The sequence below is a fragment of the Pseudoalteromonas lipolytica genome (assembly GCF_900116435.1).
Lineage (GTDB): Bacteria > Pseudomonadota > Gammaproteobacteria > Enterobacterales > Alteromonadaceae > Pseudoalteromonas > Pseudoalteromonas lipolytica.
Genome location: NZ_FPAZ01000011.1, coordinates 1 through 14,848 on the forward strand (window position 1 = coordinate 1; position 14,848 = coordinate 14,848).

Annotated in this window: 13 protein-coding genes; 8 read left to right on the plus strand and 5 right to left on the minus strand. The window is 42.8% G+C overall.

Going from position 1 to position 14,848, the window contains the following annotated elements:
• Positions 1–128 precede the first annotated feature (128 nt).
• The gene (yjgA, locus tag BM378_RS12530; RefSeq protein WP_036973236.1) at positions 129–650 is read right to left on the minus strand and encodes a ribosome biogenesis factor YjgA; all 522 of its coding nucleotides are present in this window, start codon (positions 648–650) and stop codon (positions 129–131) included.
• Between the two features lie 137 nt (positions 651–787).
• Here yjgA and pmbA point away from each other — a divergent pair, with 137 nt between their 5' ends.
• Together pmbA and BM378_RS12540 are read left to right on the plus strand one after the other, a co-directional pair.
• A complete protein-coding gene (pmbA, locus tag BM378_RS12535) occupies positions 788–2,125 on the plus strand; it encodes a metalloprotease PmbA (protein WP_036973235.1) in 1,338 nt (445 codons plus the stop codon).
• A gap of 126 nt (positions 2,126–2,251) precedes the next feature.
• Complete coding sequence (locus BM378_RS12540; protein ID WP_036973234.1) at positions 2,252–2,668, plus strand: VOC family protein; 417 nt, start codon at positions 2,252–2,254, stop codon at positions 2,666–2,668.
• Positions 2,669–3,835: 1,167 nt separating this feature from the next.
• Here BM378_RS12540 and BM378_RS12545 read toward each other — a convergent pair.
• Positions 3,836–4,495, minus strand: coding sequence for a LiaF domain-containing protein (locus BM378_RS12545; RefSeq protein WP_074989329.1), 660 nt, complete (start codon positions 4,493–4,495; stop codon positions 3,836–3,838).
• A gap of 320 nt (positions 4,496–4,815) precedes the next feature.
• Here BM378_RS12545 and BM378_RS12550 point away from each other — a divergent pair, with 320 nt between their 5' ends.
• From BM378_RS12550 to BM378_RS12560, 3 genes are all read left to right on the plus strand, one after another.
• Entirely contained in the window at positions 4,816–5,382 is a 567-nt protein-coding gene (locus tag BM378_RS12550; protein WP_036973231.1) for a BON domain-containing protein, read from the plus strand.
• Between the two features lie 55 nt (positions 5,383–5,437).
• Positions 5,438–5,596: a YqaE/Pmp3 family membrane protein gene (locus BM378_RS12555; RefSeq protein WP_036973230.1), complete on the plus strand. Its 159-nt coding sequence runs from the start codon at positions 5,438–5,440 to the stop codon at positions 5,594–5,596.
• 248 nt (positions 5,597–5,844) lie between these two features.
• Positions 5,845–6,066, plus strand: a complete 222-nt coding sequence (locus BM378_RS12560; protein WP_036973229.1) for a hypothetical protein — start codon at positions 5,845–5,847, stop codon at positions 6,064–6,066.
• A gap of 113 nt (positions 6,067–6,179) precedes the next feature.
• Here the strand turns inward: BM378_RS12560 and BM378_RS12565 are convergent, their stop codons facing one another.
• On the minus strand, positions 6,180–8,207 hold the full coding sequence (locus BM378_RS12565) for a methyl-accepting chemotaxis protein (protein WP_074989330.1): 2,028 nt from the start codon (positions 8,205–8,207) through the stop codon (positions 6,180–6,182).
• Positions 8,208–8,330: 123 nt separating this feature from the next.
• On the opposite strand from BM378_RS12565, the gene BM378_RS12570 reads away from it, so the two are divergent.
• Complete coding sequence (locus BM378_RS12570; protein WP_074989331.1) at positions 8,331–9,101, plus strand: Rossmann-fold NAD(P)-binding domain-containing protein; 771 nt, start codon at positions 8,331–8,333, stop codon at positions 9,099–9,101.
• Here BM378_RS12570 and hutC read toward each other — a convergent pair whose 3' ends face one another.
• Positions 9,102–9,809, minus strand: coding sequence for a histidine utilization transcriptional repressor HutC (gene hutC, locus BM378_RS12575; RefSeq protein WP_036973226.1), 708 nt, complete (start codon positions 9,807–9,809; stop codon positions 9,102–9,104).
• 143 nt (positions 9,810–9,952) lie between these two features.
• On the opposite strand from hutC, the gene hutI reads away from it, so the two are divergent.
• Entirely contained in the window at positions 9,953–11,194 is a 1,242-nt protein-coding gene (gene hutI, locus BM378_RS12580; protein WP_036973224.1) for an imidazolonepropionase, read from the plus strand.
• A gap of 120 nt (positions 11,195–11,314) precedes the next feature.
• Positions 11,315–12,988 carry a GGDEF domain-containing phosphodiesterase gene (locus BM378_RS12585; protein ID WP_227006798.1) on the plus strand — a complete coding sequence of 558 codons (1,674 nt, stop codon included), beginning with the start codon at positions 11,315–11,317 and terminating at the stop codon, positions 12,986–12,988.
• 807 nt (positions 12,989–13,795) lie between these two features.
• On the opposite strand, the gene BM378_RS12590 is transcribed toward BM378_RS12585, so the two are convergent.
• Positions 13,796–14,845, minus strand: coding sequence for a formimidoylglutamase (locus BM378_RS12590; RefSeq protein WP_074989333.1), 1,050 nt, complete (start codon positions 14,843–14,845; stop codon positions 13,796–13,798).
• Positions 14,846–14,848: the final 3 nt, after the last annotated feature.

Genomic DNA, 14,848 nt, shown 5'->3' on the forward strand with positions numbered 1-14,848 from the left:
ATGGTTATTGTGTTTTGTTCACGGCTAAAGCCGTTCCTACAGGAATTGTAGGAGGCGTTTTAACGCCGAAATGGCTATAAAAAAAGCCGCATAATTTACATTAAGCGGCTTTTTATATTAAAAGTGACTTAAACCATAATCGCATCTTTTAGATACTGGAATAACTCTTTGTAACTCTTTGCCGGTTTTTCGGCTTTAACTTCCTTGGTTGCATTACGCACTAGTTGACGCATTTTTTGACGCTCAAGCGATGGATACTGCTCAATAGTCGGGTTGATTAAGTCATCACCTTGCTTGATCAAGTCATCACGAAGCTTTTCTATTTTATTCATTAATACGTCAGCTTGGTTATTCTTGTTCAGCATGATGTCAATCATGGCTTGAATTTCATCAACGTTTTCAGTGGTACGTAGTACTTTTGCAATATAGTTTAAGTTACGGCGGTAAGCATCGCTTTTATCGCTAACTTTATCTGCAACGACGAGGGCTTCTTTAAGCTCGTCGTTTAATGGTAAGCGGTCGCGTTGCTTTTTAGCCATCCCTGCGATTTCAGCGCCAAGATCGTGATATTGCATTGCCTCACGCTTTAATTCGCTTTTTGATACGTAAATAATTTCTTCTTCAATTGCAGGCTTTTTCTTCTTCGCCATAAGGATGCTCATCCGGTAAACTTAACTATTCACTATTATACGCCATTTAGTTAATGATTAATATTAGCTGATGCACGTCTCGCAGTGTGTTAGCATTCGCTACACTATAAAAAATATCATAGCCTAGGACACCGAAGATGAAAGATCCTATTTATCAACATATTTCACAAGTGAAAGATGCCGTAAGCGAAGTTCTTGAGCATGCTAAAAAGCTCGGAGCAACCGCTGCAGAAGCTGCAATGTCGAGCACGTCAGGTTTGTCTGTTAGCACGCGAATGGGAGAAGTTGAAACAATAGAGTTTAACCAAGATGGTGGCTTAGGTATCAGTGTGTATGTGGGTAATAATAAAGGCTCGGCATCAACCGCCGACTTAAACCCAAAAACGTTACGTACTGTGGTCGAAAAAGCGATTGATATTGCTAAGTTTACATCTGACGATCCATTCAACGGTATTGCCGACAAAGAACTACTTGAATTTGCACCACAAGATTTAGATTTATATCACCCGTGGGATGTCAGCCCAGAGCAAGGTATTGAGTTGTGTCATCAAGCAGAGCAGGCCGCATTAAATGCTGATGAGCGTATTGTAAATTCTGATGGTGCGAGCTTTTCGTCTCACCAAGGGCTTCGCGTATATGGTAACAGCCATGGCATGATTGCTGGTTACCCGCGTACTCGCCACAGTATAAGCACCATGGTGATTGGCAAAGAAGGTGAGCAAATGCAGCGTGATTCTGCATACACTGTTGCTCGCCATAAAGACGATTTAAACGATGCTGCAAAAGTGGGTCTTGAAGCGGCTACAGAAACACTCGCTAAACTCAATAGTCAAAAACTCGGTACCATGAAAGTGCCTGTTATTTTTAGAGCAGATATTGCCAACTCGTTATTTGGCCATTTAGTGTCGGCGATTGGCGGTGGTGCACTTTATCGTAAATCGAGCTTTTTACTCGATAGTTTAGGCACCAAAGTGTTCAGCGATTGTGTGAATATTTCTGAGCGTCCGCATTTATTAAAAGGCCTTGCTTCATCACCGTTTGATGCGGAAGGCTTAAAAACAGTCGACCGTGAAATTATTCAAGGCGGTGAGCTGCAAACTTACCTATTAGCAAGCTATGCGGCTCGTAAATTATCAATGGCACCAACCGGTCATGCGGGCGGGATCCACAACTGGTTAGTTGAGCAAACGCACGCTGATTTAAAAGCGCTGTTAAACACCATGGGCACCGGCTTATTAGTCACAGAACTCATGGGACAGGGGGTCAACACGGTAACAGGTGATTACTCGCGTGGCGCAGCGGGCTTTTGGGTAGAAAACGGCGAGATTCAATACCCTGTCAGCGAGATAACAATCGCAGGCAACCTTAAAGATATGTTTAAAGCGGTTGTCGGGCTGGGTGGCGATATTGAGCGTCGTGGCGGGATTCAAACGGGCTCAGTGCTAATTGAACAAATGCAGATAGCAGGAAGCTAACACGCAACGAAGCATCATAAAGCCTCACTTAATAAAGTGGGGCTTTTTTATTAAAAAATGCTTTACCTCAACTAAACTTTAGGTTTTATCGTACTGGCAGTTTCATAATTTAAAAGGAAATTCGCTATGCATTTAGAACACATAAACCTAGTCGTAAGTAATGTTGACACCATGCTGCATTTTTATAAAGCCGCGTTCCCTCATTGGCGAGTAAGAAGCCAAGGCGACAGCACCTGGTCTGGAAAGCCGCGTAAATGGCTGCACTTTGGTGATGATTACCAGTACATTGCATTCAGCGATAATGGTGAAGATGAAAATCGCGATTTATCGGGCCATCAAGTGGGCCTTGCTCACTTTGCTTATGTGACACACGATATTAATGCCGTGATTGAACGCCTTGTAGATGCAGGCTACGAAGTGGATAAATTAGGCCCTGAAAACCCTTACCGAAAAAACGTGTATTTTATTGACCCCGCAGGCTTTGAAGTCGAGTTTGTCGAATATTTCAGTGACATCCCAAGTGAAAGAAATAATGATCTTTAGTGATGAAAAAACGAGCAGCGAAGTACGAGCGAAATAAGTAACGAGAAGCGAGTGACGAATTACGAGATGCGAGCTAAACCGTGAAGGGTGTTTAATGTCGCTGAAAAGGTTCGCTTTTTCGGCGTTAAAACGCCTCCCACGAGTGTAGTGTGTATCTTTTGTAGGAGGGGCTTTAGCCGTGAAAGGGTGTAAGCAACGAGTTACGAAAAGCGAGATGCGAGCTAGTACAGCTAAATCGAGATGGTTGTTAATACCGCTGAAAAGGTTTGCTTTTTCGGCATTAAAACACCTCCCTCGTGTGTGATGTGTGTCACTTGTAGGAGGGGCTTTAGCCGTGAAAAGGTTATAAGCAACGAGTTACGAAAAGCGAGATGCGAGCTAGTACAGCTATACCGAGCTGGTTATTTAATATCGCTGAATGGGTTTGCTTTTTCGGCGTTAAAACGCCTCCCACGAGTGTAGTGTGTATCTTTTGTAGGAGGCTTTAGCCGTGAAAGGGTGTAAGCAACGAGTGACGAAAAGCGAGATGCGAGCTAGTACAGCTAAATCGAGATGGTTGTTAATGTCGCTGAAAAGGTTCGCTTTTTCGGCGTTAAAACGCCTCCCACGTGTGAAATGTGTATCACTTGTAGGAGGGGCTTTAGCCGTGAAAGGGTTGTAAGCAACGAAGTACGAAAAGCGAGATGCGAGCTTGTACAGCTAAATCGAGATGGTTGTTAATACCGCTTAAAAGGTTTGCTTTTTCGACATTAAAACGCCTCCCTCGTGTGTGATGTGTGTCACTTGTAGGAGGGGCTTTAGCCGTGAAAGGGTGTAAGCAACGAGTTACGAAAGGCGAGATACGAGCTAAACCGTGAAGGTTGTTAAATGTCGCTGAACAGGTCTGCTTTTTCGGCGTTAAAACGCCTCCCACGAGTGTAGTGTGTATCTTTTGTAGGAGGCTTTAGCCGTGAAAGGTTATAGGCAACGAGTTACGAAAAGCGAGATGCGAGCTTGTATAGTTAAAACGCCTCCCACATGTAGTGTATATCACTTGTAGGAGGGGCTTTAGCCGTGAATTTTATAAAAGACGTTGCTGTGCAAACGTGCCATGTAAACATAACGCCTACGGTTTAATGTAGGCGTGAAATTTATTGTGCGCGAAGGGGTTTCGCAACTCGCATTTCGTTATTGCACTCTATTCATTTCTTTCCAGCTGGCTTTTAGGCTGTTGGCAAAGCTGATGAACTTTTCTTTCATGGTGCGTTTGACTTTAATCTCTACTGAGCCTAGCCAAACATTACCTTCAATCGTAATTGTGGGGCCTTGCCCTTTATTGAGTGCAACCGATTTATTTTCAACGCTACCTACCACACTAAACAACTTTGACACTACATTTACATGTTCTGGCACGTAGATTTCGTCGCTGCCTAAAATACAGTTTACGTAGATGGTGACATGCTGGTGCTGAAAAACGGCTTCACTAAAGTCTAATTCAATTGAGCCTAAACAGTTCGTTAGGTGAATTTCTTTCGGGACTAGCCATTGGCCGCTGCGCTCGTTGGAACCTAAAATACTGCGTAGTTGCAGGCTTTCTGCATCGCTACCATGTGCATAGTGAGGTTTAAACTGCGCGTGTTTATGTGACTTGTAGTCAATATCTGCTGTTAACTCTAAGTCAGAAACCAGCTCAATTAACACTTCATTGCTGGTGGCTTCCATTGCTTGGTCTAGTCTTCGTTCAAATGCTTCTGCTGAAATAACTGCATGACTGTAGTTATAGATAAGTTGATCGATTACTTCTTCTCTTACTTGCTCGATGGGGCGATCTTCGAGTTTGACGGCCATGATAATTCCCTGTTGAGTTTTAAAGTTATGTTAATCACAAAGCAAAGTGTAGGCCAAAAATTATTTTATTAATATTCATTGGTTTATGTTTTTTGGTGTGGGCTTTCATTCGTTAAATTAACCATAGATTAATAAGATTGACAATTAATTAGTCATTTTTATAACAGAGTGAACTTCTTACCGAATTGTCTGTAAATAATTACCGAAACGAATATAAATCATGGCTGAATATCGATTTAACTTATTGAATAATATAAAAATAAAAAGTTGGCATCGTAGTCGCATTAGTTATCTCGTCTTTAATCAAAAGGAGAAAGATTATGAATACATTCAACAAGACTATGATTGCTGCGTTAGTAATTGGTGCAACAAGTATGAGTGCTCAGGCAAGCAACTGGGAAAATGAAAGTAAAGATGCTTGGATTGATGGTAAGGCAGAAACTGTGCTTCTTATGAACACTAACCTAAATAATTTTGATATCAACACAGACGTAAAAAACGGCAAAGTTGTATTAACCGGTAAAGTTGATAGTGAATTAGACAAAGAGTTAGCCGAAGAGCTTGTACTTAGTCTAGACGGTGTAACTGCTGTTGATAACAAATTAACGGTTGTGAAAAACATGAAGTCTAAGGCAGCGAGTGCAGATAAAGGTGACTCAGTAGAAAGTGACTTAACTGATGCGAAGATCAGTACAGTGATCACCACACGTTATTTATTTAACTCTGAAGTAGGCGGCACTGATATTGATGTCGATACAGATAAAGGCGTTGTTACATTAAAAGGTACGGTTAAGTCAGATGCAGAAAAGCAATTAGCAGTGAGCATTGCTGAAAATGCTGAAGATGTGCGTAAAGTCATCGATGAACTTAAGATTGTTGCTGAATAATAGCACGCCCTATAGCCCAGCTTTGGCTGGGCTTATCTTTTTCAAGGAGTGAGTTATGGATTTAATACGCATTATTTTCTCGGTTTTAATTCCGCCTCTTGGCGTATTTTTACAGGTAGGTTTAGGGGCACAATTCTGGATTAATATTATTTTAACCTTATTAGGGTACATTCCAGGTTTGATTCATGCTGTGTATATTATCGGTAAGCGATAATAATCACGGTTCAAAGGAATGAGTGTACGGCAAGGAAATGCACACGTAATAATGGATGACAACACTGCAAGGAGATTTACAGTATGGAAAATGTAACACAGCACAAAGGACAGCAAGGAAGTAACAAGGCGTTATGGACAACCGCACAATGGCAACGCTTTATGGATAAAGTGAAAGGATAAACACCAAGGATTTTGGTTTAGGCTAGGAGCCAAATATGGATGAAGCTAGCGTAAGGAGGTGACAAAATGGAACAAGTACAAGCGCAATTATTACACGGACTGAACAACAAGGGAGTTGCTACATGGAATGAGCAACAGTGGCAACTATTTATGGAACTTACTAAAGCGGTTACGCCACAGGTAACAAGGAAGGCTGACGATAAAAACCCGATGTCATCTTCAGGTGACATCGGGTTTTTAATTACATCTGCAATCTATCTCAATACCAATTCAAATCAGTGTGAATGATTTAGACCTGTCGTTTGCAGCGTTAAAAATTTCTTATTAACGACTGCATGGTGCCTGATTTGTTACTTATAATAAGTAGCAAGAACACACACCTAGAACAATTCAATGACTAATCACAACTTAAATTGATTAACTGTTTTATTAAGTGAAATAGCTAGCTCATTGAGATCGCGTGCTTCGTCTGCTAACTCATGTGCATGATCTGCTGTACTATTAACTAAATGGTTAATTGCCGCGAGGCTATTGTTAATGTCCTCAGCAACCACCGTTTGTTGCTCAGTTGAGGTCGCAATTTGATGACTCTGGTCTTGTACATTCGTCACTGAGCCTGCAATATCTTGCAGAGCTTGCAGTACAATTTGAGTTTGCTCTACAGAGCCTTCTGCACGCTCTTGACCCTGCTGCATCATGGTGGATGCTTTTTGAGCTATTTGCTGTAAACGCGTGATCATATTACGAATATCATCGGTCGACTCTTGTGTACGACTTGCCAGTGAGCGTACCTCATCAGCAACCACCGCAAAGCCTCGCCCTTGCTCACCTGCACGCGCCGCTTCAATGGCTGCATTGAGTGCCAGTAAATTGGTTTGTTCTGCAATTGAGTTGATTACATCGACAACAGCGCCAATATTGCCGCTTTCTTGCTCAAGCCCAGCAACAACTTTAGATGCCTCACCGATGTGGCTGGCAAGTGCGGTCATCACCGATTGCGCCTGCGTTGAACGCTTGGTGCCATCGGCTGTAATGCTTTGCACTTCTTCGGCTGCATTGTTGGTGTGTTGCGCATTTCGCGAAATTTCGAGTACCGTAGAGGCCATTTCTGTTACTGCGGCGCTAACACTGTCAACTTGTTGTTTTTCTTGCTGAATTTCGTCGTTGGTTTTTTTGGAGACGATTTTAAGCTGTGAAGCCGCTTGGCTTAACTGCTCAGCTTGGGCTGCTGTATTAAGCATCATGGCGCGTAATTTATCGATAAAGGTATTCATGTGGTGAGCGAGCTGACCAACTTCATCTTGACTCTTTATTTCGATTTTTTGGGTTAAATCACCATCACCTGAAGCAATATCACGCATGATATAAGTAAGTTTTGTCAGTGGTTTAGTGATCATTTGCGTAGCCCAGAAGATCATCGCAATAATAATCGCTAAAATGATGATCACAGAGGTCGTTGTTGTCATGACTGCATCATCTACTGGCTCTTCGATCATGCTGGTTGGTATTAAAATACCCACATACCAATCAAGGTATGGGCTTTCTAATTCAAGGCGGTTGTATACAACGTAATATTGCTCGCCTTTTAGGGTGACAAAACCACTGCCGTCTTTGTTGCTTTTCATGGTGCGGTTTAATTCGCTGAAGCCTGATGTGTCACTAAATTGTTTTTCGAGGGCATCAAGACCTTCTTTGCCGTTTGGACCTTCGTCTGTCACAGACAGTTTATGGCCGGTGCGCTTAGATAAGTGAACCACCTTTTGGTTGCCATCAAGTAAAAAGCCAAACCCTTGTCCGTTAAAGCGAATATCTTCAACCATGTCGTTGATATTGTTAAGTTGTAAATCAACCCCCCCAAAACCAACCAGTTTGTTTTGTTTATTATAAACAGGTTGCTGTACTACAGCTGAGGCGTTGCCTGTGGTTAAATCAACAGAAATAGGACCAACATACAATTTGTTGATCTTTAAGGCATCTTGCCACCAGCCACGTTTATAAGCGTAATAAGGCTGGCCATTGTAGTGGGTGGTGCGTTCGTTTTCTTTAAAGTACTCACCAGTTGTCGCCGATGCGAAGAAGGCAGATAAAATATTGTCGTCGTTGCCACTAATACGCACAAAGTCTTGGTTAACGCTGTCGTATCCGGGTTGGTTCTCAAGGCTTTGATCGCGCTTGTTCCAATTATCAAACCAATTTACTAAGTGCGGGTTGGTCACAAAGGTTTCAACTACTTTACCGTATTTGGCAAAGTAACTTTGCATTGAAAGCCGCTCACTTTGTAAGTAGCTATCCGCTTCGCGTTGGATAGCCTGACGTGATAGGTCAGCAATATGGCTCACAAAAAAACTAGACGCGATGATAAGTAATACACTTATCGTTCCGCCGATGAGTAATAATATTTTTTTACGTAAAGAAAGGTTATTTAACATAGGTGCACGTGTTTTTATTATCGGGTAGAGTTAGTTATCTAATCATATTTGCACCTAAATCGCTACATTGCATAGTGAAGCTTATTAATAAAATATTACATATAGATAAGGCGATATTATTAAATGGTTAATTTTGATAATAAAATAGTTGTACTTGGTGCTGGGTGGCTTGGTCAGGCACTTTGCTTTGAAGCCAAAAAATTACAGTGGGATGTGCAAGGCACACATCGAAGTAGTGAACATCAATTTGATTTTCATAGACAATTCTTACTTGAACAGGGAAAAGTTAAGCATGATGTTAGCCTTGAAAATGCATGGTGGGTATGTGCTATTCCTCCACGTAGTAGGCAACAGCAAAGTAATTATTTAGAGACCTTAAATGCAGGACTGGCTCTTGCCGATTCATTGCATTGCAAAGGCTTTATTTTGTGCTCGTCAACAGGGGTTTATGCTAATGATAATGGGCTTTACAACGAAGCAAGTATTATTGAGTGTCAAACAGACCGTCAGCAACAGCTATACGATGCAGAGCAAGCCGTATTAAAAGCAGGTGGAAAAGTATTACGTTTGGCTGGTTTAGTTGGTCCACAACGGGAGCCGGGACAATTTGTGGCAGGTAAAGAGTTGTCTAGCTCAAGTGAGCAAATCGTTAATATGGTTCATCAGCAAGATGTAATTAACGCAATATTTAGTGTTATTACGCATTGGCCTGTGGCACAAAGTGTTTATAACGTCGTTAATCCTGATCACCCAACTAAAGCTGATTACTATCGAGAAAAGTGCCGTGAGAAGGGTAATCCAGCGCCTACTTTTACCAGCAATGAGGTGGGGGAGCGAATTATTAATGGTGAAGCCATTAAAGCGCTCAACTTTAGTTACCAACACGCTATTTAGCTATTTTTTAAAGGTTAAATGCCCGCCTAATCGGTATTTACTGCCGGGTGAAACAAGACGTGCAAAGCTCACAATACCTTGTGATGACCATGTTCGGCGGATTACTTGCAAACAAGGCTCTTCGTTATATAAGTTGAGCCATTCACACATTTCAGGGTTGGGCATAACGGCTTCAACCGTGTGGCGTGCCTCGGTGAGTGGGGCGACGCGCGATAAATATTCATGCGGTGTTTGGTTGTGAAAATCTTGCTGTAAGTAGTCTTTGGCAAGTAAAGGGTTCACGAAACGCTCTTCAACTTGCAGTGGTTGCTCGTTTTCATTGTGCACAATAACACTGCGATACACATGGCTGTCTACTTCAACACTCAGTGCAATGGCAATAGGGGCGATAGCACGTATCGATTCCATAACCAAAATAGTGCAACTGTAGTGACTATTTCGTGCTTTTACCTCGTCGGCAATGTTTTTTATTTCTAGCAATGAAGATTGCGATTTGAAGCTTGCTACAAATGTGCCTAACCCTTGATTGCGCGTTAAAATACCGGCTTCGGTGAGTTCTGATAAAGCGCGTCTTGCTGTCATTCTACTCACTTGAAATTGATTAGTGAGCTCATTTTCTGACGGTACACGGTCATTTTCTTGCCAGTGACCAGCGCGGATATTTTCAAGAATAAATTGTTTTATTTGCGCAAACTTAGGAACACTCATGCTGAGAACGTTATTGGTAACTTTTTAGTGTGTTTCAAGGTGGCATAATTTTCTTGTATATACAAGGTGAGTTGTTAAACTTTAAACAATTTCAAGTTACAGGGTTCAAACGACCAAACCCGACGCATCAGTATAGGTGAAAAATGCACACAACGAATAATGATCACGCACACTGGGATTTATTGATCACAGATGCCAATATCGCGACGATGGACCCTGCAATTGATGCACCATATGGTGCGCTTGAACACGCTGCAATTGCTGTAAAAGACGGCAAAATAGCATGGCTAGGATCACAGGCTGACTTGCCACAATTTGATGTGTTAGCAACCCCAACAGTATCTGCAAAAGGGCAATGGTTAACACCAGGGTTAATTGATTGTCACACTCACCTTGTATTTGCTGGTAGCCGTGCAGAGGAGTTTGAACAACGTTTGCAAGGTGTGAGCTATGAGCAAATTGCAGCAAACGGTGGCGGCATTGCCAGTACGGTTCGCGCCACACGCGAAGCCGACCATGAAACACTATTTGTTGCAGCGAAAGAGCGCTTAAATGCGTTGTATGGCGAAGGGGTGACTACCGTAGAAATTAAGTCTGGTTATGGTTTAGATTGTGAAAACGAAATTAAATTACTTGAAGTTGCTCGCTTATTAGGTGAAAACCACCCTGTCGATGTGAAGACAACATTCTTAGGTGCTCATGCGTTACCGCCAGAATACAAAGGCCGAAGCGATGAGTACATTGAGCTTGTCTGCGGCGAGATGTTAGAACAAGTGGTTGCAGGAAACCTTGCTGACGCCGTTGATGCTTTTTGTGAAAATGTAGGTTTCAGTAACGAGCAAACTCGACGCGTTTTTGAAGCGGCTAAAAAGCATAACCTGCCAGTGAAGCTTCATGCTGAGCAGTTATCTAATCAACATGGTGCTGCGTTAGTCGCCGAGTTTAATGGCTTATCCGCTGATCATATTGAACACCTTGATGAAGCGGGTATTAAAGCAATGGCTAGCGCTGGCACGACGGCAGTGCTCTTGCCGGGTGCCTTTTACTTTTTACGTGAAACAAAATACCCGCCGATTGAATTACTACAGCAATACCACGTGCCTATCGCAATTTCTACTGACTTTAACCCAGGTACTTCACCTTTGTGTTCATTGCACTTAATGATGAATATGGCATGTACTATTTTCCGTATGACACCAGAGCAAGCATTAGCTGGGGTAACACGTAATGCAGCGGGGGCATTAGGTCTCAGTGATCGTGGTGTGCTTAAAGTCGGTGCGCGTGCCGATATTGCCCATTGGCAAATATCCCATCCTGCGCAATTAAGTTACCAATTTGGCGTAAATAAACTGTTAAATCTGTGGATTTTGGGTAGACTAAGTTAGAGAGAGTTTTTACGCATTTTGGATTACATGTCATTAATTGCCAGTTTAGCGAGCAGTACTGCGAGCCTCGTAAATTTAAGTAGTGATGTTGTACCAGTTTTTTTAGCTGGTGCCGTTTTTATGGCAATGATATGTGCCTTGTGTGTAACCCATCATCCCGTATTAAGGTTAAGCCTAGTCGTTAATGGCGTATTAGGCTTAGCAATCCTGAGTGTAGGGTCACCTTGGCTTATTTTATTACTGGCCATAAGTCTGTGCTTTCATCTGTGGCAAGCATTTAGAACGACAAACTGGTTAGCAATCACACTCAGTGTGTCGGCAGCACTCTGTTTTGCCGTGTTATTTTCTGCGCATTTTTTACTTGATATTGCCTTTTATTGGTTAGTATTGTCGGTGGTTATACTCAGTGTGTCAGGCTTTTTTAATTACGAAGAGCCCGCAGAAGACGAAGAGGTTCCCGTTGAGCCTAGCCGCCACGACGATTTAGATAAAACCCCGCTAAAAGAGCTTCCCGATCGCAAAGGATTAGAAAAAAGCTTCGCAGTATACAGTGAAGCGCATTCAAAAAACTGTGTGCTGGTTGTGATTCGCCTCGAAGGATTCGAAACCGTTAACCAGCACATAGGCCGTGACTTTGGTGATTTATTACTGGCTCAATCGGCCAATCGTATCAAACAGCAGCTCACCTCAGATGCAGTTCTGAATATGAAAGGGCGCTCAGGGGGCGTCGATAAGCTGGCTCATTTAGGAGGCTTAAACTTTGCGTTTATTTGCGCGGTTGAAGAGCAAAAGCACCTTCATGAACAATTAATTAGCCAAATAAGGCAAGTGACATTAAAGCCGTTCAATGTGGCCAATTGCACCATTGAAGTTAAAGTGCGTGCCAGTTATGTAAATTGTAACGACCCTGATCACAGTTTTGATAATTTAATCTCTTTTGCTTACCTTGCACTTGATTCAAACCCAGATAAAGCGATAGTGCCGTATCAATCACAAATGATGATCGAACAGTTAGAGCAACAAGCCCGATTACGTGAACTTGCTCATCTTGATTTTGCCAGTGAGCTTGAACTGTATTTTCAACCCGTGATTCGTAACAGTGATGAACATATTGAGTTTTTAGAACTCTTACTGCGTTGGCAACACCCCAAACAAGGCATATTAGCGGCCAATAAGTTTATTGATGATATTCGCGTTGCGGGGCTTGGGTATCCGGTTGCTGCGTTTGTCATTGAGCGTGCCGCAGAGCTTGCAATGGCCTTACGTATGGAAGGCATTCAATTACCATTGAGTATCAATGTGTTTGGCCCTGAAATGCTTCATGAAGAGTTTATAGAGTTTGTAGACCGCATCGCAACTGAGCATCGCTTAGAGCCCGGAGATTTAATTATAGAGTGTCCGTTAGACTTATTCATGGGGTTAGATGACCAAGGTAAAGCCATGGTCGCGCGGCTTAATAGTATTGGTATAAAAGTGTGTGTTGATGGCTTGGGAGACAGCCCCGTTTGGTTGGCTAAGTTACCTAACCTTAATGTTGAATACATTAAAGTTGCACCGTCATTAACCGCAGACTTTGCGCATCAAGCCCAAGTGCGCAGCTTAGTATCGGGTATGGTCGATATGCACACGCAAAATAATGCTAAAGTAATTTGTGAAGGTGTTGAAACACTCGAGCAACTGAAGTTTGTTAAATCACTTAATACATATGCCGCACAAGGTTATTATTTTAGCTACCCGCTGAGCAGTGTGGGAATGATGTCTTGGCTAAAACAATGGCGGCTAGAACGTGAATAGTGCAAACGCACCATGTAAACATGCCGTCTACAGTTTAATGTAGGCGTGAAATTTATTTCGCGCGAAAAGTGTTATAAGCAACGAGTTACGAAAAGCGAGATACGAGCTATACCGTGAAGGTTGTTTAATGTCGTTGAATAGCTTTACTTTTTCGGCGTTAAAACACCTCCTACGTGTGTGATGTGTATCACTTGTAGGAAGGGCTTTAGCCGTGAATCTTATAAAAGATGTTGCTGCGCAAACGCGCCATGCAAGCATAACGCCTACGGTTTAATGTAGGCGTGAAATTTATTTCGCGCGAAAGGGTTATAAGCAACGAGTTACGAAAGGCGAGATAGGAGCTAGTACAGCTAAATCGAGATGGTTGTTTAATGCCAGTTAAAAGGTTTGCTTTTCGGCGTTAAAACGCCTCCTACGTGTGAAGTGTGCATCACTTGTAGCCGCGAATTATATAAAAGATGTTGCTGCGCAAACGCGCCATGCAAGCATAACGCCTACGGTTTAATGTAGGCGTGAAAGGGTTACAAGCAACGAGTTACGAAAAGCGAGATGCGAGCTAGTACAGCTAAATCGAGATGGTTGTTTAATGCCGCTGAACAGGTTTGCTTTTTCGGTGTTAAAACACCTCCCACGTGTGAAGTGTGTATCACTTGTAGGAGGGGCTTTAGCCGTGAAAGGGTTATAAGCAACGAGTTACGAAAAGCGAGATGCGAGCTAATGTATGCGTGAAATTCATTTCGCGCAAACGCGCCATGCAAGCATGGCGCCTAAAAACGAGGTTACTCACCCGGCTCTTGGCGCGTTTTATTACAGGCTTTCTCTTGCTTGCAAATAAGCATTAACTAATGCGGTAATGATTTGCCCAGCATCGTTTATTCCTGCCTCTAACCCTACGGGGTGTTGCGATGGTGCACCTTCACATAAATGCAGATAGCTGGCATGAACATGTCTAGCAGCTAAATGCACAAAATGCTCAGCATCACTGACACTAAAACCACAGTTTGTGTAGGCACTTACCGGCATGAGTGAAATACTATCAAGGTCTACTTCCACGCCAAGGGGGGCGCTGTCAAAGCGAGCAAGCGCCTGTTTGCAGGCCGTTGAAAGGTCGATAGTGCGACGCACTTGAATATCTTGGTAGCTATCAAACAAGAAGTTCGCGTCTTTGAGAGCATTCAGAATTGCTTGGTTATTTTTAAACTCGTGCAAACCGATTACATGATATTGCGCAAGGTGACTTTCGGAATAGGCGTACCTGAAGCCGTTACCACTGTGGCGACCTTCACACTCTCTAAAATCTGCATGTGGGTCTAAGTTAATGGCATTAACAGGCTTAGCGTGCTGTTTACTTAACGCACGTAAAATTCCTAAGCAGTTATTATGGCCCCCACCAATGACAATAGGTTCTAAACCTGCAGCAAAGATCATCGCCAGTACGCGCTCAACGCGGGTGTCGATATCTGCGCAAAGTTGGCGCAGCTGAGCTAAGTCAGCGTCGTTTTTGTTATCGAGGTGAGCGGCTTGCTGGTTTAAATCATCAAGTTCCACTTCGCCGAGTAATAACACGCGTTCATGATTTAGAAATTGATTATGAGTTTGATTAAGAAAGCGCTTTAAAAAAGCTTGCCATGCTTGATGCGAACCGCCATTGCCTAAATTAGCACGGGGACCAATATCTTCACACACGCCAACGAGTACATAGCGAATGCCGAATTGTTTTGCATCGATAAGGGCTTGAGGTGCGTTTGTGTGTGTATCGAGGAGGGCGAGGGCTTGCCACGCTTTCTGTTCGTTGGCGCGGCGGACACATAAATGTTTAACCGCCGCTTCATCATAAATTTTAAGGTAGTCAGTCACCGA

Bases quoted from the DNA above. Each gene is read 5' to 3' on its own strand.
- BM378_RS12545 (WP_074989329.1), bottom strand. From the start codon at position 4,495: ATGGCCGTCAAACTCGAAGATCGCCCCATCGAGCAAGTAAGAGAAGAA.
- BM378_RS12560 (WP_036973229.1), top strand. From the start codon at position 5,845: ATGGAACAAGTACAAGCGCAATTATTACACGGACTGAACAACAAGGGA.
- BM378_RS12565 (WP_074989330.1), bottom strand. From the start codon at position 8,207: ATGTTAAATAACCTTTCTTTACGTAAAAAAATATTATTACTCATCGGC.
- BM378_RS12555 (WP_036973230.1), top strand. From the start codon at position 5,438: ATGGATTTAATACGCATTATTTTCTCGGTTTTAATTCCGCCTCTTGGC.
- hutC (WP_036973226.1), bottom strand. From the start codon at position 9,809: ATGAGTGTTCCTAAGTTTGCGCAAATAAAACAATTTATTCTTGAAAAT.
- hutI (WP_036973224.1), top strand. From the start codon at position 9,953: ATGCACACAACGAATAATGATCACGCACACTGGGATTTATTGATCACA.
- BM378_RS12540 (WP_036973234.1), top strand. From the start codon at position 2,252: ATGCATTTAGAACACATAAACCTAGTCGTAAGTAATGTTGACACCATG.
- pmbA (WP_036973235.1), top strand. From the start codon at position 788: ATGAAAGATCCTATTTATCAACATATTTCACAAGTGAAAGATGCCGTA.
- BM378_RS12585 (WP_227006798.1), top strand. From the start codon at position 11,315: ATGGCAATGATATGTGCCTTGTGTGTAACCCATCATCCCGTATTAAGG.
- BM378_RS12570 (WP_074989331.1), top strand. From the start codon at position 8,331: ATGGTTAATTTTGATAATAAAATAGTTGTACTTGGTGCTGGGTGGCTT.
- BM378_RS12550 (WP_036973231.1), top strand. From the start codon at position 4,816: ATGAATACATTCAACAAGACTATGATTGCTGCGTTAGTAATTGGTGCA.
- yjgA (WP_036973236.1), bottom strand. From the start codon at position 650: ATGGCGAAGAAGAAAAAGCCTGCAATTGAAGAAGAAATTATTTACGTA.